Genomic DNA, 22,676 nt, shown 5'->3' on the forward strand with positions numbered 1-22,676 from the left:
TCAATCCCATCATACCTGATCGGCTGAGGTGGGATTGATCTATCTAATAGTAGATTTTTTATTGATCCAAAAAAGCAGCAACAAAGGCGTCGAATGCCTGTGGGTTTTCAGCCTGTACCCAGTGTCCCGCATTTGGTATTGTTTCAAAGCTGACATCTGGGAATTGCTCCTTGATTTTGACTTTATCTTCAGGAAGAATGTAGCGCGATTTTTCGCCTGCTAAAAAAAGGGTAGGGCCAGTATAAATTCCAGCTTTTACACCTATTGTAATGAAATCTGCATATTTCCGCTGTAGAACATCCAGGTTGAAACGCCAGCCCAACTTGCGGTCTTCTTTAATATAGACGTTTTTTAACAAAAATTGAATTACTCCAGGATCATCAAGGTAGATTTCGAGTTTTGTCTGTACATCTTTTCTGTTGTCCATACTATTGATATCAACCGCACAAAGCGCATTGAAGATATCTTCATGATGTGGTGGATAAGCCTTGGGAGCTATATCCGCAATAATCAGTTTTTCAACCTGTTCCGGATGTTCAATGGCAAATTGCATGGCAACTTTACCGCCGAGAGAATGACCCAATAATAAGACTTTTTCTGCTCCGATCGAAGCGATATAAGCACCTAGATCCTCGACCATCTCCTCAACCGACATGCCGTCACTGTGAAAACTTCGACCATGATTGCGCAGGTCAAGTAAATGTATCTGTCTTTTTTCTCCAAAGCTACGGCCAAAAGATCCCCAGTTGTCCGCCATACCAAAAAGGCCATGCAGAACAACAAGCGGTGTCCCACCGTTTTCTGCGCCGTATATTTTGCTGTGTAGTAATTCTTTCACGATATTTCTCTCCTTTAAACGAATTGATGTGACCTTCTAGGTCCCATTATCGATGGCTAAGATAGCTAAAACATCCCTTCTTATCAAAATGGTAGTGTCGACGATCTATTTGGTAGTGACCTCCGTGGTTGACAAGCTAATTTTGTAGTAACGAAAACATAATAATAGATAACACATGAATACTACAGCGTTAATTGTCATAGACATTCAAAATGAATATTTTGAAAATGGCGGAATGGAACTTGTAAACCCTATTGCCGCAAGCGTAAATGCCGGAAAAATAATCGGCCATTTTAGAGAAAGAAAAGCACCGATTATCCATATTCAGCATATTTCTCCCGATCCTACGAAAATGCCATTTTTTATAGCGGGTACGGTTGCTGCTGATATCCATCCAAACGTGAGACCACTGGTGGGAGAGAAAGTGATCCAAAAACACTTTCCAAATAGTTTTAGGGAAACCGAACTTTTTGATTATCTGAAAGCCAATCAAATTACTGAACTCGTTGTTGTTGGCATGATGACGCACATGTGCATTGATGCAACGACGCGGGCTGCGGTTGATTTTGGCTTCCCATGTACAATAATAGGGGATGCCTGTGCCACACGTGACCTGGAAATCAACGGTGTTATGGTCAAAGCTGACGATGTACACCATGCCTTTCTTGCAGCATTGGAATTCTTCTATGCGCAGATTCAGACGACAGAAACCTATCTCGCACAAAACTAGCTGTTCTAAAACTGGAGCGGTATAGCATTGGAATTTTAAGCTGACAGTGTATGGCAACATTGCTATACACTGTCAGTTTTTTTGTAATTACTGTGGGTAAAAGGCTAGGGACAGCCCGTAATAGACCTTTTACCGTAATTCCTGGATAAATGCACTGATGGTCTTACCCGTCTGCGCCTTAAAAAAACGCATCAGGTGATTAGGCTCGGAAAAATTCAGTTCAAAAGCAATTTCACTGATAGATTTGCCTGAATGTATCAGTAATTCCTGCACTTCAAATAATAATCGCTGTTTGAGCAATTGTGTTGCTGTGGTATTGAATTGTGCTTTAACGGCATGATTCAGTGTGATGCGACTGATGCCCATCAATGCCGTATATTCGTTGATCCGTTGTTTCTGTTGAATATGCTGTTCGAGCAACATCCTGAACTGATAAGCAAAATTATTCTCAGGCTTTTGCAAAGAAAGTCCATTCAACCGGGCATATTTTCGATTCAAGGTCTGTAGCAAATAATAGAGCAAAGAGCGTATAATATGTGCACTGTCTGCCTCTGTCTGAACAAGCTCCGATTTTATTTCCGCAAGCAGTCTATAAAATTTAGATAGATGTATATCATCTGCAGCTATTTTTACTGTATGGTGCAACTGATAGAAATAGAGCAGTCGATAGGTAAAAAGCTTATCTGCGAAAAACTCATTGAGAAAATCTTCCTGAAAAATCAATGTGGTGAATTCCAGATGGGTTGGGCCCAGTTCCCAAGTATGTTTCTGAAAGGCAGAAATAAAGATAATGTTGTTGTCCGTTAATTCGATGACTTCTTGCCCCAATCGTAAACATCCCTTAGCCTTTTTGAAAAATAAAATTTCAAAAAAATCTTTATGATAGGTCTCGCGATGGGTATAGTCCGTTTCCTGTTGATTTAGTACGTTTAATAGAAATTCAACGCCACATTCGCCTTTATGGAATTTTATCGTTCTCAATAGCAGTATACTTTATCAGTCAAAAGTACTAATCTTAAAGCTAAATATAGTGCTATATGTACAATCCTGCATCAACATAATCGAGCAATTGGATTCCTTATCATTCATTTAACAGTTCGGATAAAAATATTTTTTAAAATAATTACAAAATTTATGCAAAATGTGATTTCCGTCACTTTTTTAATTAGAGAAATAATCTACCTTTACGATCATAATCAAATAGGCAAAACTTAAATATTGATATTCATCCCACTTGAATACTTATTAAAAGGTACATTACATTTCTTGTCCTTAAAAAAGGAACTATTTGATTGATATAGGAAAGATTGAATAGCCATATTAAAATATATTATTTGGGGGTTTTCTCGTCAAGAGAGGCCCCTTATATTTTTTATAGTCTTCAATTTAGCATCTGGTATACTTCTGAAAGATGCTGAAAGCAGCGCTTGTTGGGCGCGATGCGATTGAACAAATCTTTTATTTCTTTTTTGTCAAATTCCAAATCAGGACTGTGATATGATTTTTTGCACTTTTAAATCGACTATTTTTGATTGCTTCAATAGAAGTTATTTTTAGGTCAACTCAATATAATGAAAAAAAAGGAGTACGTCATTTCGCTAAAAATGGAGGATATGACGCGCGAACTGCTGTTTCCACAGCGTAGCAAGGAATACATGGTGCTAGAGTCTACAAGTGACAATATGCAAATACAGCGCAATTGCCATTATCGTGCTTCTTTTTTTGGAGTGCTGTTGGCAGAGGAGGGTATTTCCTATTATCGGGTGGGGGACTTTGAGTATGAGCTTCAAAAAGGTGACATTCTTTTTTGTGTCCCACAGGAGGTGTTCAAAATCATTTACTTTTCCGCGGATATCAAGCAAAAGCAAATTTTCTTTTCCATAGATATGCTATCAGATGCCGGCTTTAATTATCGCTCAAATGATATGCTAAAGAACTTTTCCAATAACCCCTCTTATATTATTCGTGGCGAGCAACACCTCTACAAACGATTGGCATTTTATATAAAGGAACTTGCTTATCTCAACGATTTTAAGCATCCGGTCTATTATAGTAATGAGATGATCTGGCATTACTTTTCCTTGTTGATGTATGATATCGAAAATTATTCCAAAAATTTTCGGCAGCAGGCCAGTTTTTCTTCCCGTGAAGAAGAGATTACAAGCGCTTTTTTTGCGCTCGTACGGGAATATTATGCCGAACATCACGATGTTCAGTTTTACGCCGATCGCCTATTTGTCAGTAGAAAATATCTCACGAAGGTAGTAAAGAAAGCGATGTTGCGTACACCCAAAGAGATTATCAACCAGATCCTACTTATTGAAGCAAAGATCCTATTAAAGAATTCTGCGAATAACGTTGGCCAGGTGGCCTGCTTGCTGAACTTTTCAGATCAGACCGTCTTCAGCAAGTTCTTCAAAAAACATACCGAAAGAAATCCCAGTGACTACAAAATGGATGACCTTTTCTAGGTCATTTTTATCATTTCAATTCTTGGTCAGATGAAGGTGCTTTTCCTGTTATAGATAGGAAAAGCACCTTTGTTTTTGGTACCCGGTTTATACGCTTTTGGCGTCTTTTGAACAAATTTTGGCGTCTTTGAGCCGAATTGAGACATCGGTTTTTTTGGACTTTTGCTACACATAAAAATAAAAGCAAAATCCATTATGAAGCAAAACGTCGTTAAAAAGCGCGCCACGAACTTGTTTATTGCGTTGGTATTGTTATCTAGTTGTACAGGTAAACAACAGGATGGCGGATATCAGCAGGGGCCTGCAGAGGTTCTTTTTGGCACTGTAACAACAGGCGATGCAACGATCCGAAATGAGTATGCAAGTGCCATAGAAGGCGTGTCCAATATAGAAATACGACCACAGGTGACCGGTTATCTCCAAAAGATATTTGTGGATGAAGGTGACTACGTCCGTGCCGGGCAGGCACTATTTAAAATTGAAGATCGGATCTTTCAGGAGCAGTTAACCAATGCAAGGGCAGCCTTGTCTGTTGCCGAATCGAATTTATTGACCGCCAAAATTGAGCTGGATCGAAAAACTGAGCTGACCAAAAATCGTATCGTTTCGGATATTCAGATGCAGGAAGCTCAAGCAAGTTATGCAGCCGCAAAAGCATCTGTGGCGCAAGCGAAATCTGCTATCGCTTCGGCACAGATCAATCTGGATTTTTCAGTCATCAAGTCACCCGTGAATGGGTATATCGGACGCTTCAACTACCGCTTGGGAAGTTTGCTGTCTGCCTCAAATCAAGATGCCATTACAGTCGTTTCTGATAACCATCAAGTGTATGCTTATTTTAGCTTGAGTGAGAACGATTTTGTACGATTTCAGCGCGAGCATACAGGTAATACGGTTGCAGAGAAGTTGAAAAATGCAGCACCCGTTGCACTGTTACTTTCGGATGGACAAGAGTATCATACCAAAGGGAGAATAGATGCCGTTGAAGGTCAGTTCAATAAAAATACGGGCTCTATTACTTTACGTGCAAAATTTGATAACCCTCGCGCAGAGCTACGCAGCGGCAACACAGGGAAAATTGTGATGTATCAACAATTGAAAGAAATGCCCTTATTACCTATTGCATCGACAGTGTCCTACCAAGACAAGGTCTTTGCCTATGCTGTCGATAAGGAAAATAAAGTCGTACAGATACCTGTAGCTATTTCTGGGAAATCTGAAGATAATTTTATTATTCGCGAAGGATTAAAACAGGGTGACCGTTATATCGCTCAAGGATTCGAACGCCTACAACCTGGAATGCCGGTTGTCGCGCAAAAGCAAACTCAAAACAAAAAATAAAATAGCAATTCATGTTAAAAAAAATAATTAAACGACCAGTATTGGCCACCGTGATTTCTGTCTTATTGGTCATTCTTGGTGTGGTCGGTATGCTCAGCTTGCCTATTACCAAATTTCCGGATATTGCACCACCGACCGTTATGGTGACCGCTGTATATCCCGGTGCAAATGCCGAAACAATTGCACGGTCTGTCGCGCCACCCATAGAAAATGCCATCAATGGCGTCGAAAATATGGATTATATTTCGTCGACAGCCAGTAATGATGGTACATTAAATATTACTGTAATCTTCAAGTTGGGAACAGATCCGGATCAGGCCGCCATCAATGTCCAGAACCGTGTAGCTCAGGTTACCAATCAGTTGCCTGCAGAAGTTATTCAAAGCGGGATCACGACCTTAAAACGTCAAAATAGTATGATCGCGATGGTCACCCTAACCAGCAAAGATGGTACAATGGATGACCTTTTCCTGGAAAACTATAGCAAGATCAACGTGGTACCCGAACTTAAGCGTATTAAAGGAGTAGGGGATGCGATGGTATATGGCAATAAGGATTACGCCATGCGTGTATGGTTGGATCCTAGCAAGCTCAATACATACAACCTTACACCAGGTGATGTATCACGTGCCATCCAGTCCCAAAACCTGGAAGCCGCACCTGGCCGGTTCGGTGAACAGAGCACCGAAGTAAAGGAATATGTGATGCGTTATAAAGGAAAATTCACCGAACCGCAGCAATACGAAAATATTGTTATCAGGGCCCAGAATGATGGTTCGGTATTACGTCTGAAAGATGTTGCCAAGGTTGAATTTGCAGCTTATAGCTATACCGTGGCATCCAACTATAACAAGAAACCTGCGGTGACCATGGCTATTTTTCAGATGAGCGGATCGAATGCCAATGAGGTGCAAATTGCATTGCAAAAGCGAATGGAAGAATTGGAAAAGTCTTTCCCGGGAACCATGGAATATAAGATACCTTATGCAACCAAGGAATCGCTGGATCAGTCAATTGATCAGGTTATCAAAACCCTGATTGAAGCCTTTATTTTGGTATTTATCGTCGTCTTTATCTTTTTACAAGATTTCCGTTCTACCTTAATTCCGGCCATCGCTGTACCCGTATCAATTGTAGGGACATTTTTCTTCATGAAAATATTTGGGTTTTCAATCAATATATTGACGCTTTTCGCCCTTGTCCTCGCGATTGGTATAGTCGTGGATGACGCCATTGTTGTTGTAGAGGCCGTACACGCCAAAATGGAACGACGGAAACTAAATGCCAAAGCGGCGACGATGTCAGCGATGGGGGAAATTTCGGGTGCTATCGTTTCGATTACCTTGGTGATGTCAGCTGTGTTTGTACCGGTCGCATTTATGGACGGTTCTACAGGTTTATTTTATCAACAATTTGCACTGACATTGGCTATCGCAATTGTCATCTCAGCGGTGAATGCCCTAACACTTAGCCCGGCTTTGTGTGCGATTCTTTTGAAATCTCATGCAGCCCATTCCGACGAAAATCATAAGGCTACATTCAAGGAACGCTTTTTCACCGGATTTAATGCCGCTTTTGATAAACTTACTTTTCGCTATGGAAAGGCAATTTTAATGATGATCAAACGCAAGGGGATCGCATTTTCGCTTTTGGCTGTGTTTGGCGGATTGTTTGCCTGGTACACGATGAATACACCAAAGGGCTTTATCCCTGATGAGGATCAGTCATTTATCATTGTGACCGCCAATTTGGCCGCTGGAACATCAAAAGATAGGACAACAGTGTTGATGTCAGATACTGAAAACAAGTTGATGGCTCATCCTGCTGTTCGTGAAGTAATCTCTGTGAATGGGTTAAGCCTGTTCACTGGAGCAATGTCATCTGCTGCCGGTACGTTCTTTATTCGCCTGAAAGCTGAAAAAGAAAGGGGCAAAGTGAGTAATCTCGGGGCCGTTATGGGCGAACTACAGGGGATACTAGGACAAGATAAGCGGGCCAATTTTCTAGTTTTAAATACACCTACAGTAGATGGTTTTGGTAATTCGAGTGGAATGGAATTGGTTCTACAAGACCGAACGAATGCGGAATTGCAGAAGCTAGGCAATATATCTTATGGCATGATGGGCGCTTTGATGCAACGACCGGAGATTGCGATGGCCTTTACCACATTTGATGTTTCCTACCCCAATATGAGGTCGTCGTAGATGAAGCGAAGGCAGCACAGCTTGGCGTAGCTGTTAGTGATGTACTCGGCGTTATGCAGGGATATTATGGTAGTATACAGGCTTCGGACTTCAATCGTTTTGGCAAATATTATCGCGTACTGGTTCAGGCAACAGCGGAAACAAGAACCAACGAACAGTCCTTACAGGGGGTTTTTGTGAAAAATAGCCGACAAGAAATGATTCCGATCAGTACCTTGGTACGGGTTCAACCGGTTACCGGACCCGAGGTTGTAGAGCGGTTCAACTTATTCAATGCGTCAAATCTTACTGTAATGCCGGCTCCGGGATATAGTACCGGGCAAGCCATGTCAGCCATACAGGAGGTGGCCAAACAACTGCTTCCACCAGGGTATACCTTCGATTATAAGGGCATGAGTCGTGAAGAAAGTATGGCGACGTCGCAAACGACGGTCATTTTTGTGCTCTGTATTGTATTTGTTTACTTCTTGTTATCTGCTCAATATGAAAGCTACATATTACCATTCTCCGTATTGCTGTCCATTCCGGTGGGACTTTCCGGCGTATTTATGGGCATTGGTATGGCAGGTATAGCAAACAATATCTATGTGCAGATCGCGATGGTGATGCTCATTGGGCTATTGGCAAAAAACGGGATATTGATTGTGGAGTTTTCGAGTCAGCGCCGAAAAGCGGGGAAAAGTTTGATTGCAGCTGCAGTGGAAGGTGCGAAAGCACGACTAAGACCTATTTTAATGACCTCATTGGCTTTTATTACAGGGATCGTGCCACTCGTTTTTGTGGTGGGACCTTCGGCAATGGGGAACCATTCCATTGGTTATGCCGCTATTTTCGGCATGCTGGTGGGGACGGTATTGGGGATATTCCTTACACCTGTGCTCTTTGTGGTATTCCAGTATTTCCACGAAAGATTGAATGGACGCGAGTTGGATGAAAGTGAATGGGACTACTAATTAATGATCAGATAAAATGAAACAGATAAAAAGAAATTGCTGGTATAGTGTAGTCTTTCTGGTAACGGTAATAGGGGCGAATGCCTGCCGTGTACCACACTATACCGGAACGGAAATGAAACCGATTGATCATTTCCGAAATCAAGACGAACATGAAGCTGATAGTAGTATCGCGAAGATCTCCTATCGTGATTTTTTTAAAGATGAGATGCTTATTGCGTTACTGGATAGCGCATTGAAGAAAAATAATGATTTGAAAGTCGCCCTAAAGCAGATTGAATTTGCTTCAGAAGGGTATAAGCAATCCAAGTGGCTGAATGTGCCACTTGTAAATGCGAATCTTGCCAATGTGGGAATTAACCGCCCTTCGGGCAACAGTATGAATGGTATGATGGCCAGTCAATTTATGGGTCAAAAATATACGATGGATTATACCTCCTCAATTCAGATTTCCTGGGAGGCTGATATTTGGGGTAAATTAAATGGGCAAAAGCAGGAGAGTTTGGTAGATCTTCTCAAAACTCAGGAAGCTGTCCGCGCGATCAAAACACGTTTGGTCGCTGAGGTTGTTCAAGGCTACTACAACCTGCTGCTGTTGGACCGACAGCTGGAAATATCACAGCGCAATTTAGCCTTTGCGGATAGCACCCTATTTATCCTTAATAAACAGGTCGAGTTAGGGTTGGCAAATATCTTGTCGGTACAACAGCAGGAAGTGACACGGGATCAGATTGCCAAACGGATTCCAGCCTTAGAGGCGGGGATTCAGGTGCAGGAAAATGCTTTGAGCATTTTGGTTGGAGAAGTGCCGGGGCCAGTAAAAAGGACCATGCGATTGGATCAGGTGGAGTCATCTGCAAATCTCTCGCTGGGTGTCCCTGCAAACCTGTTGAGCTATCGGCCAGATCTGCGCAGCAGCGAATTGGATATCCGGCGGAGCTTGGCGACAATACATGTCGCACGGGCTAGTATGTATCCTAATTTAAATATCACTGCACAGGGAGGGTTAAATGCATTTAAAGCAAATAATTGGTTCAATCTACCAGGGTCACTGTTTGCCGCTGCAACCGGGACAATTGTACAGCCCATTCTGAACGGCAGACAATTAAAGACACGTTTGGAGCAGTCAAAAATTGCAAAGGACCAAATGGAATTGAATTTCAAACAGACCATGTTAAAAGCCGTTGGTGAAGTGTCTGATGCACTGATTCAGATTGATAAACTGGGGGAACAGCTGGAGACATCCAACTTGCAGGTAGAGCGTTCGGGCAAGCTCGTTCAAAATGCAATGCTGCTTTATAAATTTAATGAGGCAACTTATCTGGAAGTGATCGTCGCGCAGACCAATAGGCTGCAGGCCGAATTGGATCAGGCGACAGTGAAAGCACAAAAAATTAATGCCATAACATCCCTTTACCGTGCCTTGGGAGGCGGATGGCTCTAATCTCACGATCTTAATACTCGAAATGAAAACAACAAACATGCTGATTCTGATCAATCCAAGTCACAGCAGCGAGAAAATTGAACAGATGGCTGCCGCGCTTAGCGCCGATCGGTTTATACTTATTGATGATGATCTGGATTTTGCAGATCATCTGGCACTAATACTTGAAAAAAGAAAGCAAAAAGTGATCATCATGCAGCACTTGGAGGGATTGAATCAGCTGTTTTGTCATGTAGGACATTCATCTTATCGCATTGCTGTTGAATGCTATGGGGTAAAATTAGGAATAGCTAGGTAATCAAGGTAGGATTTATATTGAATAATTATGATGCGTTATATACAATTATTTGCAGTAGGAAGAGGGGTGCTACTACGCAGGAAAGAACTGGAAACATATATTTTTTTGCTCGTTCCGACAGTGATATCCATCTCCTTTGATCTCGATGATAAGTTATTTACCATGGTGGTCAAATCGACAAAAAAGGTGGATGAATTGATTCTTCGTTTGATGGAGCAAAAACAGTTGAAGATAAGTCTTTTAGATTTTATGGAGAGACCAGTGTAAAAAGAGTTCCCTATAAAGGTAATTTATCCCGAAGAGGTATCGTCTGAGACAGTAAAAGGCAATAGCTCTTCGGGTATAATTTCCTAACAGAAAATACCATTTTCTGCCGTTAAAATAATTGGGGCACCATCGGTAATCATGATGGTATGTTCATGTTGCGCCATGTATCCACCTTTGTCACCGACCATCGTCCAGCCATCATTTAATTCCGTTGCATAGGTAGATGTTGTCGAGATAAAGGTTTCGATCGCAACAATTGAATTTTTTCTAAACCGCCTTTGATCAAATTTGTTCCTATAATTGAGTAGTTCATCTGGATCTTCGTGTAAACTGCGTCCGATACCATGACCACCGAGATTCTTGATCACTTTATAGCCTCTCTTTTTTGCTTCCGTTTCCATCAGTTGGCCAATGTCCGCAATTTTAACACCACCACGTATATTTTTTATCGTTTTTTGAAGTATTTCCTTTGAAGCGTCCACCAATTTTTGATGATGATGAATATCCTCACCGACCACAAAAGAAGCCCCATTATCAGCCCAAAAACCATCTAGTTCCGCTGATACATCGATATTGATAAGTTCTCCCTCCTGTAATAAGCGATCAGCAGACGGAACGCCGTGGCAAAACTCGTTATCTACACTGATACAGGTCCAACCCGGAAAGTTATAGGTCAGCGCTGGTGCTGACTTTGCACCAAATTGTTCTAATATCTTCGCCCCGTACTCATCCAATTCTTTGGTTGACATGCCCACCTTAGCATAGTCGCACATCGCTTTAAGCGTCTGGGCAACTGCCGCACTCGCTTTTTGCATTCCGGTCAATTCGTTCTCGTTGGTAATAGACATCCTGCTTTTTGTATTTGCTTGTTCAATTAAAGATATACAAAGGTCTTAAAAAAAATAGATAATCCGATAAAGAAAAGTAGGTGGGCGATCCGGCTCAGACCTTTGGGAGTTTTGGTATAATAAACGTCTGCTTTCGTATAAAATCCCAGCCAGTGAAAGCCTGAAATAATAGATTTGTGAAAATCCCGGATAAATATAAACCGAGAAGAAGGTGGATACAATTTTAAATTTACAAAATGAAAGCAAAGCAGATATTAATTTTTAAAAGCTCTGTGCGAACAAAAGAGAAGAAGACGTTCCTGATGCAGTTGTTAAAGCTCCACCTGCCACAGATACAGTCGGCGACCTTGGATCTGGATGACGAAGACGCTATATTTCGGGTAGAAACAGAAGAATGTTCCGTCGATCTACTGACAGCTTTGCTGCACAAGCACGATATAAAGGTAGATTTTCTAGACCGCTTTGTACTGGCCTAATCCTATTCAAAGCACAGTACAGAGGATCTTACAATAGCCCACCTGTATATTGCTTAAAAAACTGCTCGCGATAAATCTCGCCAATCGGGATTTCGAACTTGTCAATGTATATCGTATGGTTGTCAAAAGAATCAATAAAAGACAAATTGATCAAATACGATTTGCTAACCCGAACAAATAAACGGGCGGGTAGTTTTTGATGCATTGTTTTTAGATTCATTGCTGTAATAAGTTTATTGGTGCGCGTGTAAATAACGACATAATCTTTGAGTGCCTCAATAAATCGAATATCGTCAAATAAGATCTTGTAGTATTTTCGATCCGATTTGATAAATACAGCATCTTCATTCGCATCTTCAAAGGTGCTTTGATTTTCCTTTAAATTGAGCAGATTTTTATAGGTCAGCGCTTTATCAATTGCCTTGGCCAAGCGATCTTTTTTGATAGGTTTAAGGAGGTAGTCGAGTGCATCCAACTCAAAACCCCTCAACGCATATTGTGTATAGGCTGTTGTCAGTATCACCAGTACATCTTTAGGTAAGGATTGCGCAAAATCCAATCCATTGACCGTAGGCATCTCGATATCCAGAAAAATGAGATCCACAGATTTGGTCGCGAGGTATTCCATAGCAGATAGGGCATTGGAAAACTCGCCCATAATTTCTATAGCTGAAATTTCTTCGACCAGATTTCTCATTTCTTCCCTTGCTAAGGGTTCATCATCTACAATGATACAATTCATAATGGAATTTTTAATTTCACCTGATACAGCAGGTCATTTTTTGATATTGTAAGTTCGTAATTATCACCATACAGCAAATCCAGCCGTCGTTTGGCATTGACTAATCCCAGTCCACCATACTTAGAACGGGTATTCGAAAGTTCTGGATCGATCGAATTTTCACATTCGAAACAAAGTTGTTCATCTGTCTGCGTAAAATGAATAGCAATAAACGTATGCTCGTCACGTAAGTTCACGCTATGTTTGATCGCGTTCTCGATAAAGGCAGTAAAAAGATGTGGCGGCAGAAAAATACTTTGCCTTTCTAATTCCGATGTGCAGGACAATGACGTTCTCAAGTTATCCCGACGTATTTCCTCAAGTTTTAGAAAATTGAAAATAAAGTTTATTTCGGATTTTAAAAGCGTTTTATCTGTATCGTTTTCATAGAGCTGATAGCGCAAAAAATCGGAAAGTTTGATAATAACCTCGGTGGCCATACTGGGGTCTTTCCGAATTAATGCCTTCACATTGTTGAGCATGTTAAACAAAAAATGTGGCTGAATCTGATTCTTTAACGCATTTAACTCCGTTGTCAACGCCAGGTTTTTTAGATCTGAAATTCGTTTATTGTCCTCTATCCAACGCTTAAAGAGCTTAAAAGTGGTGGTGGTCAGGATAATGGGAATACAGATAAATAAACCGCTGACAAAACCCATGGTATTGGTTCGTTGCCTTTCGATCGTCGGGACATGGATACTAAAAATATATATCGCAATCTGCATGACCACGAGTAGGCTCGCTGTCACCAGCAGAATAAGCAAGATGGTATAGATCTCATATTTTCCCTTGAAAAAATACTGCGGGATCAATACATACATATTGATATAAAACATGGCCACGAAAACCGTCCAAAGTGCCAAAGAAAAGTAGGTTTTATAGTTACCCAGAAATTGGTTATTTGTATTGGCATTGGCAAAAAGAATAAGTAGACCAACCAAAAACAGGCCATGTCGTAAAAGCCTGAATTTCTTTTCCGTTAAGTAGCGTAAAATAATACGATTGTTGCAGTCTTGCATATTGATCTGGATTACTGACCCTAATTCAGCAAAAGTAATTTTTTTTGTTTCAAAATGGCTTTCTTTTATACGAACACCTCTTTTTTTTATACTAAAGTAAATGCAATAGCTTGGCCCGGTAAAAGCCGTTTTAACAGCGTTTGTTTTTGTATAAAATATTGACCCTTTTGTATAAAAAAATAAATGGGCGTACCCAATTGATCTATTCTTGTAACAAGCTAAAGCTCAGCTCGGATTTCCAAAAGAGCAGTTTTCGCGTAGTATTTAATTGAAAAAGAATAGATAGACAAAAACAAATATCCAAATGAAAAAGAGTTTCGTGTTGTTTGGGAGCTTTGCCCTGATATGCAGTGCTTCCGCACAGACAAAAGACAGTATTCCCCAAAAAGTACAGGCCATTGTTGCTGACAAATTTCCCGCAGCGAGAGTACTGAATCTAAGTTATGAATATAATGGCGGCTACAAATATTCATCTAACGCTAAGGGGGCTGCCAGCACCCAAGGTAAGGTGGAATCATTCCATCAGGCTGGGGGGAGTTTAAATGTCAATTTTTTAAACCGGCGTAACTGGGCTTTGGGTACTAGCCTTGGATATCAGTATACCGCATTGAATCTACAAGAATTCGATTTAAGTACACAACCTTTAAAAATGCGTACACAGGATTTCCATTACCATTATGAATCACTTAATTTCTCTTACTTCTCAAAACTATTTGGAAAAACGGTTATTTACTCCGCCAGCATCATGACAGATGGAAGCGATAAGGGGATTGAACGGCTGCGTGGAATGTTGACCGGTACATGGGTACTAAAAGCAACGCGGGATGTACAAATGACAATCGGCCTGCTTGGATTCGTTGACCCAGGAGCAATTATTCCCCTTGTCCCCACGTTTACCTATAAGCAGCAATATCGCGATGGATGGATGGTAGATGTGCTATTACCAAAAGGCGCTTTTGTACGGAAAACGATGTTGCGGAATGGGCGTCTTTCCTTAGGGGCAGACCTCAACACAACAACATTCTATCTCTATGATTTTTTAGGATCGGATAAGGTGTACACTTTAAGTCAGCTAGAGATCAACTCAGGATTGACCTACGAGCATAATTTGGGAAGATCATTTATAGCAACAGTCAAATCAGGTATGAAGACCATTCCTAGGTCACGAATATTTGAAAAAAGTGAACGTCAAAATAATTATGTTTGGGAAGCTTCTGCAGATCCATCTTTTTACCTGAACGTCGGACTTTCTTTTAATCCTTTTGCGAAAAAAAGGCGTTAGTATAACGGGCCGCTAATCATCAGAAATGTGTGAAAGATCAACTTCACTAGAATCCAAACACGATTTGAGGATTAAATTCTTTTCTATGTTTGAACATTTAAATATTTACTATATTTATCATGTAATATAAAAATTAAAAATATGGACAATCGTTCACACACTATTTCCAGATTTAATTTTTTTTATCAAATTTATAATAGATAATAACCTAATATTAGGGTGTTGAAAAATAAAATAGACAGTAAATAAATAAAACAAAATGGCATTATTAGAAACACTTGAATGGCGTTATGCGACCAAAAAATACGATTCAACAAAGAAAGTTGATCAGAATGACGTAGACAAAATTATCGAAGCAGCCCGTATGGCACCGAGTTCATCTGGTTTGCAGCCGTTTCGTGTTGTGCTGATTACGGATCAACAATTGAAAGAGCAGATTGTACCTGTTGCTTGGGGGCAGCAAATTATTGCGGAAAGCTCACATCTCCTGGTTTTTGCGGCATGGGATAAATACACCGACGAACGCATTGATGCAACTTTTGATCATATGAACAATCATAGAGGTCTACCGTTGGATACAACTGATGAATACAAAAACAGGTTGAAAGAGATGTTTGCTGCGCTTACTGAAGAACAGCAAGCGGCACATGCTGCTAAACAAGCCTATATTTCTTTTGGAATGGCCATTGCACAAGCTGCAGAATTGAAAGTAGATGCCACACCAATGGAAGGATTTTCTAACGGTGAATTGGATAAATTACTAGGCTTGGATAAAAGAGGGTTAAAGAGTGTTGTTTTGCTACCGCTAGGTTACCGCCTGGGTGAGGAGGATTGGTTGTTGAAATTGAAGAAATTTAGATTGCCGAAAGACGAGTTTTTGATTCAACTACCCTAAAAGAGTGTTGTTGATTTTATCACAACTATTGTTCAATAAATTACAGAATTATAAAATTAATAATGGCCAAAGAGATCTTTTCGGATCTACTTTGGCCATTTTATTGATTGTCCCTATAAAATTAAGCCATAGACTGCGTTTAGTACTGCAAGTGCCTGTTATCGATCTTTGAACTGATGGGATATACATCTTTATGGATATCTATACCCACCTGAGACAAGGGTATTCCGGCCATTGTGGTTTCAGCTCCCTGGATATGGATATTTTTTTTATGATCTATGCTAACCGTCGCCCAGATAGGCTCTTGATAGACCAATGTCCGTCTTAGAATGTTATGCTTTTTGTAGAACTCTCCATCAAATGCTTTGCTATCAAATGTATCACCGGCCCAGTAATAAGAGGCGCTATTGATTTGTACATAGTGGATCCCATTGATCTCATTATGATAGTTGAGATGGTGGTGGCCGGTCAGGACAAGTAAAATCTTATTGAATCCGGCTTCGCTATTCAGCTGCTCTAACAGATACCTTACTGCCATACCATTTTCCAATCCACCATCGTCATTGTCCAATCCTTGATGGCAAAAAATGATCACTTTGTCTTTGGTGCCGTGGATATCTTTTTTTAACCATTCCAATTGCTGCTGACTGATACTGCGGGGGTAACCTTCAATTTTCTTGGTTTGGCTTTTTTCATTACCATCCAGGATAACAAAATGAAATCCCTGTTTGTCAAACGAATAATATGGAGCAGGACTATTCCAGAAATCGGTTACTTGTTTTTTTGTGAATCCGCCATCAGTATCATGATTGCCGATGACAAAGTGCCTTTCTCCTGTAAAATCACTCCAGATATCCATTAATTCTTTATTTTCGGCTTTTGGGAAACAAAAGTCACCTAAGGAAATAATAAAGTCGGGATTTTCACGCTTCATCGCGTCAATAAAAAGTTTGGCCCGACGCGCACCGTCGTGCATGAGATCATGATGGAGATCTGCGATAACCCCAAATTTAACTTTGTCAGTTTTGAGTACAGTGCTTTTTGTCGAGGTTATAGGCGCACTGGCAAGGCTCTTATTGACAAAGAGACCGCCTATGCCTAGACCTCCTAGCTGGATGAATTTTTTTCGGTTGATCATAACGAATTGATAATACGGATTTTATTAGATGCTACTTAGCTGAACTGTTTGACCTTTTTTCAGTTTAATATATTGCAAATTCTTATCTTTTGAAAGCCGCTTTTTAGTTGAAATATCTTGAAGATCTGTATTTTCAAAAATGCGGAAGATAGCATCTTGGCTAGCGGTTACTTTTAATAACGTGATCTTGTTGTTGTTCTTTTTAGCGCTGACAATAAATCCGCCCGCTGTTCTCAGGTTTTTAAAGGATACATCTTTCCATTCCTCAGGAGTGGCCGGAAAAACTTCGATGTAATCATTTTTGCTCTGAATTAACAATTCATGAACTCCTTGTGCAAAAGCAAAATTTCCCTCCAATGTAAAAGGGCGATAAGTAAAATCAGAATATTGACCACCGTTTTGGTCGCCGTTGAGGTGAAATGAATTTATGGAACAAAAGTTATGTGCAAATTTCTGTAGGTTGCTTACAGCTTGTCTACTTTGCTTTGCCCGCGCATGGAGACAGGCCATCCAGGAGAACGAATATCCAACCCAGGCCCGGGTACCCAATTGTTCTAAATGTGACAGCGATTTTTCAATTAACGATTTGTCCTGCGTATTATTAATGTCAAGTATTCCTAAGGGATAAATAGCCATATAGGGTGACATATGCCGATGTGAATGCTTCATGCTCAGATCCTCTGCAACGCGGAGACCAGTTTCATCTAAGGCAAAATGGGGCAATTCGGCGCCATATCTTGTCCATTCTTTTGCTGCTTCGGCTTTCCCGTTCGCTGTACTGACCTCGGCCGCTATAGCGAATAAGTAATGTGCCAGGCTGAGATCAAAATTGGTCCAACTATTAAACCAGGCAGCAGTACTGTTATCATTATATTCTGGACTGCTACTCAGGGGTAGATAGCGTTTCCCATCCTTGAGATAGGTAATATTTTTTAGATAGGTCGCTGCTTCTATAATATAAGGATAAGCCTGTTCTTTTAAGAAAGTGGGATCCATACTGTATTTCCATTGCCAATAAAAATGTTGGGCCGTCCAGGCACTGACGGTAGGGGAAAGGGAGTATTGAATCCAACCTCCCATAGGGTAGCCGTTCAAGGTCAGTACACCTGGGATATTCAGTCCGTCAACACCAAAATATTGTTGGGTGTAGGCAAGGTTTTTCGGTCTGATTTTCCATAACCAATCCGTATAACTTTGTGCTTCATTCATTCGGTTGGCTGTATAAGCCGGCCAATAACTCAGTTGGGTATTGAGATCATTGTGGAAATCGCCTTTCCAGGGTGGTAGCCCACCATTATCTGCTGTCCAAACAGCCTGCAAGGTTATTGCCGGAGCTCCTTGGCGTGCTGTGGCCCCCAATTTATAAAGCTCCAGATAGTATTGTTTTTCGAGATCTTTTTCAGGAATGGAAATGTTAGATTTAGACCAATAGCTTGTCCACCATGCAAGATGGCTTCGCTTTGCTTTTTCAAATTGTTCGAGTGATAGCGGTTGTTTCTTGACCTTTTCATCATTACTGATTGTCCAATAACCGATCAATTTGGTCGATGAGACTTTTTCCCAGCATAACATGACCTCAAAAAAGTGATGATCATACGTTTCCTGATGTAATACCTGCGCATTCCCCGTTTTAACAATAGTCCCTTGTTTGTAGCCCAGCCGGGCTAAACTTTGACCATCGACAACACTTTTTTGCTCGTCTGCATTTATATTATTTTCATATTGGTGTGGAATAAGCTCTGGGCTAAGGTCGCCAATGTTCTTCGCTGTGATTTCAAAATAACCCATTGGACTGGTCGCATGGACAAAAGAGGTAAGTATTTTTCCGTCGTCAAATTTCAGTGTATGTACAGCAGTTTGTATATCCAGTACATTGGATACGACCTTTCCAAATTTAGCTAAGTTAAAGGTCATCGCCGCCGCAGGAAGTTTGGTGGGATAGGGAGAACGGTCATAGGGTGAATCGCCCCATTGTTGGGCCGCTTGGTAGCTGTTGTTTTTCAATTGCTGCTCTACCCATTTAAAATCATGTTTTTCTATCTCAAATGCCTTGCGTTCATCCCAAAGATCAGCACGGTCCAGGGACAGCCGTATGGTATTTTCCTTTTTCCAGATCAATGCACCCAGCTGACCATTACCTAAAGGGATAGCCTCATCCCATCGTGTTGCAAGATCCGTAAAATTGAGATTATAAGCAGGAGATGGCTGCGCGATAACCAGACGCGCTGCGAAAAATAGTACTATAAGAAAGCTGTATTTCATAATTTATGTGGATATGGTTTTACAAATTTAGTAGTCGCCACGATCAAAGGCTGACACTATTTAGGCATTTTTATAGCCTATTTTACCTTTGTTGTATCTCATTTTCCGTCTTTTGTATCTTACTTTTTACTTAATTATATCCAACAGCAAATTGCATGCTTCCAAGCCTTGATCCCTTAACAATAGCCAGCCCTATCAGTTGCCGTTTAGAAAGACAAGATAAATAGATCGTAAGATAGAAAGAATGTCAGTTTAGCACCAGATTAAAAATATAAAAAGCAATGCTGACTACGATATCGTAACCAAATTGTTATAGGGTGCTGATGGGAACCGTATGGCACGAATGGGGGTAAAAACAAAGATTGGCCCCTGTGAGGGTAATATAGATTATATTTCTGTTAATCTAGTTCTAGTATATCCCATTGTTCTTCTCTATTTTTATAACCATAAATAAATATCCATTCTGATGTTGATTTACTTGTAACTATCCCATTAACTGATACTGGCATAGCGACAAAAGAATTATAAATAAACCTAATAACTGATTAATATAGAAGAGACCTTATTGCTATGAATAGAAAATTAATGGTGTTAGCATCATTGGCCGTAGTTGTCGCCTGCATTGCAATATTTACATTTCGCAAAGAAGAAACAATAGATTTTAGTGCAGATGTCAAACCGATATTAAATAAACATTGTATTACCTGTCATGGTGGCGTGAAGAAAAATGGAGGGCTTAGTTTTCTTTTCGAAAATGAAGCTTTTGCCAAAGCTGAGTCTGGCAAATCGGCAATTATTCCGGGGGACGCGGAACATAGCGAGTTTATGAAAAGATTGCTGTCGGATGATCCCGAATTACGTATGCCTTACAATGCACCCAAACTGAATGATGATGAGATTGATATCCTAAAAAAATGGATTGATCAAGGTGCGAAGTGGGGTGAACATTGGGCCTACACATTACCTAAAGACGTTGAAGTACCCAAAACCTTTTCGTTTGCAGGACTATTTGGAATAAAACCCAAAGGGGTGAATAATGACATTGACTATTTTGTTCAGGATAAATTAAAGTCCAAAGATTTGGCATTTGCCGATGAAGCCGACCGAGCCACTTTATTACGAAGACTTTATCTGGATCTCATCGGTATACCACCCACCTTGGCCGAAACCCGTGCTTTTATCGAAGATGAGAGCGACGATGCATATTCCCGTAGAGTTGATAGTTTATTAGCTTCCTCCAAGTATGGTGAGAAATGGGCCAGTTGGTGGTTGGATATGGCGCGGTATGCAGATACCAAAGGTTATGAAAAAGATGGATCCCGTAGTATTTGGCCTTATCGGGACTGGGTGATCAAAGCTTTAAATAGCGATATGCCTTACGACGAATTTACCGTTGAGCAGCTCGCAGGAGATCTTTTGCCACAACCGACCAAAGATCAGCTCATCGCAACTGCTTTTCACCGCAATACGATGAATAACGACGAGGGGGGGACTGATAGTGAAGAGTTTCGGATGGCGGCCGTCCTGGACCGTTTAAATACCAGTTATCAAGTATGGTTGAGTACAACATTTGAGTGCGTACAATGCCATAGCCACACCTATGACCCGTTTAAATTTGAAGAATACTATAAATCGCTGGCATTTTTCAATAATACAAGGGATGAAGATACACAGGGGGATCATCCGAAGTTACGTTTTTACGCTGCACAGGATGAAAAACGTATCGATAGCATTAAGCATTGGCTGGCAGCAAACGGAAATGTAAACGAGGTGAAATCAGCAGACCTGTTTCTGCATACGCTTGAACCTAAGATTCATGCGCATTATAGTGATCAGATTGTGGATGGGGCATTGTATGATACTAAATGGCTTGGTGTACGCAATAGTGGATCGGCTCGTTTGAAAGCAATTACATTGGATGGCAAAAAACAACTTTTCATGAACTTCTGGACCGATGCGGTGGGAGGGAAAATGGAGGTGCATCTCAATAGCCCTCATGGTCCCCTGTTAACCAATGTAGATTTACCGAAAACTTCAGGGAGACAGGTTATTCAAGCAGCGATCGTACCGACTACAGGTGTACATGATCTCTACCTGGTCTTTAAAAACGCAGCAGTTGCAGCCGGTCAGCCAATATGTATGATTGAATGGTTTGCTTTTCGCGAAGATTTTCCTGTCGGGAAACCAATGGAAAATCAGCATCTGCAACGTACCTTTTTGCAGCTCGTCAATCTACAGCCCGAAGGTGTGCCTGTTATGATTGAAAATCCGAAAGATATGCAGCGGAAAACCAATGTATTTATCCGGGGAAATCGTTTGTCTCTAGGCGCGGAAGTACAACCTATGGTTCCGGAGTCTCTGAATGATTTTCCAAAAGGAGCCCCTCGAAATCGTATGGGCTTCGCACAATGGATTGTTAGTAAAGAAAATCCATTGACTGCCCGCACTTTGGTTAACCGTGTCTGGGCACAGCTCTTTGGTAGGGGATTGGTTGAACCTTTGGGTGATATGGGTACACAGAGTACCCCACCGATTCATCGTGAATTATTGGATTATCTGGCCCTAGATCTTATGAACGGAAAAAAATGGAGCATGAAAAAATTGGTTCGTGAGATCGTTCTATCGGGTACCTATAGGCAGTCGTCAACGTTAAATAGTGACAATGTACAAAAAGATCCACAAAATTATTATCTGGCAAGGGGACCACGATTCCGGCTTTCCGCAGAGCAGATCCGCGATCAGGCTTTGGCGGTCAGTGGGTTGTTAAGCAATAAAATGTATGGACCGAGTGTCATGCCTTATCAACCGGATGGTGTATGGATGACGGTGTATAGTGGTGAGTCCTGGGTGAAAAGTGAGGGCGAAGATCAGTTTAGACGCGGTGTCTATACCTTCCTAAAACGTACCAGTCCTTATCCATCCTTTGTTTCCTTTGATGCATCCAGTAGGGAGGTCTGTCTGGTTGATCGTATACGGACAAATACACCATTGCAGGCTTTGGCGACGCTCAATGATCCGGTATATCTCGAAGCTGCAAAACATTTGGGCGAGATCATGGAGCGGGAAGGCAAAGGAAATACAAAAAATAGTATCGGTGCAGGCTATCGAAGGGCGATGCTCCGGGAGGCTGATCCCAAGAAGATTGCTGATCTCGAACTGCTCTACCAAAAAGCGCTTGCCGAATTTAACAAAACACCAGCTTCGGCAGCGAAATACCTGGGCGGTGATTTGGCAAAGGACAATAGCAAAAAACTGTCATCCAAAGCCGCTTACATGTTGGTGGCAAATGCCTTATTGAATTTAGATGAATTTTTGACGAAATCATAAGGAATAGACTCCAGGATAATTGATATGAGTGAGTGAGATTGACGGAAGCTTAAAATAATAGATAAACTAAGATAATAGTAGGTTCTTGATAGAATGATGCTG

General features: G+C 40.9%; 17 protein-coding genes and 1 pseudogene. 11 read left to right on the forward strand and 7 right to left on the reverse strand.

What is annotated here, in order from left to right; all coding sequences use genetic code 11:
* Window positions 1–58: 58 nt before the first annotated feature.
* Window positions 59–838: an alpha/beta fold hydrolase gene (locus M2408_RS00860; protein WP_259178420.1), complete on the reverse strand. Its 780-nt coding sequence runs from the start codon at window positions 836–838 to the stop codon at window positions 59–61.
* Between the two features lie 175 nt (window positions 839–1,013).
* On the opposite strand from M2408_RS00860, the gene M2408_RS00865 reads away from it, so the two are divergent.
* Window positions 1,014–1,568, forward strand: coding sequence for a cysteine hydrolase family protein (locus tag M2408_RS00865; protein WP_259178421.1), 555 nt, complete (start codon window positions 1,014–1,016; stop codon window positions 1,566–1,568).
* Window positions 1,569–1,697: 129 nt separating this feature from the next.
* Here the strand turns inward: M2408_RS00865 and M2408_RS00870 are convergent, their stop codons facing one another.
* Window positions 1,698–2,549 carry an AraC family transcriptional regulator gene (locus M2408_RS00870; RefSeq protein WP_259178422.1) on the reverse strand — a complete coding sequence of 284 codons (852 nt, stop codon included), beginning with the start codon at window positions 2,547–2,549 and terminating at the stop codon, window positions 1,698–1,700.
* A 590-nt stretch (window positions 2,550–3,139) separates the two neighbouring features.
* Here M2408_RS00870 and M2408_RS00875 point away from each other — a divergent pair.
* From M2408_RS00875 to M2408_RS00900, 6 genes and pseudogenes are all read left to right on the forward strand, one after another.
* Complete coding sequence (locus M2408_RS00875; RefSeq protein WP_223579355.1) at window positions 3,140–4,039, forward strand: helix-turn-helix transcriptional regulator; 900 nt, start codon at window positions 3,140–3,142, stop codon at window positions 4,037–4,039.
* Between the two features lie 195 nt (window positions 4,040–4,234).
* A complete protein-coding gene (locus M2408_RS00880) occupies window positions 4,235–5,380 on the forward strand; it encodes an efflux RND transporter periplasmic adaptor subunit (RefSeq protein ID WP_259178426.1) in 1,146 nt (381 codons plus the stop codon).
* Window positions 5,381–5,391: 11 nt separating this feature from the next.
* Window positions 5,392–8,537: pseudogene (locus M2408_RS00885) on the forward strand (efflux RND transporter permease subunit).
* Between the two features lie 16 nt (window positions 8,538–8,553).
* A complete protein-coding gene (locus M2408_RS00890; RefSeq protein WP_259178427.1) occupies window positions 8,554–9,981 on the forward strand; it encodes a TolC family protein in 1,428 nt (475 codons plus the stop codon).
* A gap of 22 nt (window positions 9,982–10,003) precedes the next feature.
* Window positions 10,004–10,279 carry a hypothetical protein gene (locus M2408_RS00895; RefSeq protein WP_259178428.1) on the forward strand — a complete coding sequence of 92 codons (276 nt, stop codon included), beginning with the start codon at window positions 10,004–10,006 and terminating at the stop codon, window positions 10,277–10,279.
* Between the two features lie 27 nt (window positions 10,280–10,306).
* Complete coding sequence (locus tag M2408_RS00900) at window positions 10,307–10,546, forward strand: hypothetical protein (protein ID WP_259178429.1); 240 nt, start codon at window positions 10,307–10,309, stop codon at window positions 10,544–10,546.
* An 83-nt stretch (window positions 10,547–10,629) separates the two neighbouring features.
* Here the strand turns inward: M2408_RS00900 and map are convergent, their stop codons facing one another.
* Window positions 10,630–11,394, reverse strand: coding sequence for a type I methionyl aminopeptidase (gene map, locus M2408_RS00905; RefSeq protein ID WP_223579381.1), 765 nt, complete (start codon window positions 11,392–11,394; stop codon window positions 10,630–10,632).
* Between the two features lie 236 nt (window positions 11,395–11,630).
* Between map and M2408_RS00910 the strand changes: the two genes are divergently transcribed.
* Entirely contained in the window at window positions 11,631–11,870 is a 240-nt protein-coding gene (locus M2408_RS00910) for a hypothetical protein (RefSeq protein WP_223579384.1), read from the forward strand.
* Between the two features lie 28 nt (window positions 11,871–11,898).
* On the opposite strand, the gene M2408_RS00915 is transcribed toward M2408_RS00910, so the two are convergent.
* Window positions 11,899–12,612 (reverse strand): LytTR family DNA-binding domain-containing protein, encoded by a 714-nt coding sequence (locus tag M2408_RS00915; protein ID WP_259178431.1) that lies wholly within the window; start codon window positions 12,610–12,612, stop codon window positions 11,899–11,901.
* Entirely contained in the window at window positions 12,609–13,670 is a 1,062-nt protein-coding gene (locus tag M2408_RS00920) for a sensor histidine kinase (protein ID WP_259178434.1), read from the reverse strand. The genes M2408_RS00915 and M2408_RS00920 overlap by 4 nt, the downstream gene beginning before the upstream one ends.
* A gap of 304 nt (window positions 13,671–13,974) precedes the next feature.
* Between M2408_RS00920 and M2408_RS00925 the strand changes: the two genes are divergently transcribed.
* Both M2408_RS00925 and M2408_RS00930 read left to right on the forward strand, forming a co-directional pair.
* Complete coding sequence (locus M2408_RS00925; protein WP_259178436.1) at window positions 13,975–14,952, forward strand: DUF6268 family outer membrane beta-barrel protein; 978 nt, start codon at window positions 13,975–13,977, stop codon at window positions 14,950–14,952.
* A gap of 259 nt (window positions 14,953–15,211) precedes the next feature.
* On the forward strand, window positions 15,212–15,847 hold the full coding sequence (locus M2408_RS00930) for a nitroreductase family protein (RefSeq protein WP_120258164.1): 636 nt from the start codon (window positions 15,212–15,214) through the stop codon (window positions 15,845–15,847).
* A gap of 139 nt (window positions 15,848–15,986) precedes the next feature.
* Here the strand turns inward: M2408_RS00930 and M2408_RS00935 are convergent, their stop codons facing one another.
* Window positions 15,987–16,985, reverse strand: a complete 999-nt coding sequence (locus tag M2408_RS00935) for a metallophosphoesterase (RefSeq protein WP_259178439.1) — start codon at window positions 16,983–16,985, stop codon at window positions 15,987–15,989.
* A 24-nt stretch (window positions 16,986–17,009) separates the two neighbouring features.
* Window positions 17,010–19,247, reverse strand: coding sequence for a glycoside hydrolase family 95 protein (locus tag M2408_RS00940; protein WP_259178441.1), 2,238 nt, complete (start codon window positions 19,245–19,247; stop codon window positions 17,010–17,012).
* 570 nt (window positions 19,248–19,817) lie between these two features.
* Between M2408_RS00940 and M2408_RS00945 the strand changes: the two genes are divergently transcribed.
* The gene (locus M2408_RS00945) at window positions 19,818–22,574 is read left to right on the forward strand and encodes a DUF1553 domain-containing protein (RefSeq protein WP_259178442.1); all 2,757 of its coding nucleotides are present in this window, start codon (window positions 19,818–19,820) and stop codon (window positions 22,572–22,574) included.
* Window positions 22,575–22,676 lie beyond the last annotated feature (102 nt).

Origin of the sequence: Sphingobacterium sp. BIGb0165 (assembly GCF_024810095.1) — a bacterium.
Lineage (GTDB): Bacteria > Bacteroidota > Bacteroidia > Sphingobacteriales > Sphingobacteriaceae > Sphingobacterium > Sphingobacterium detergens.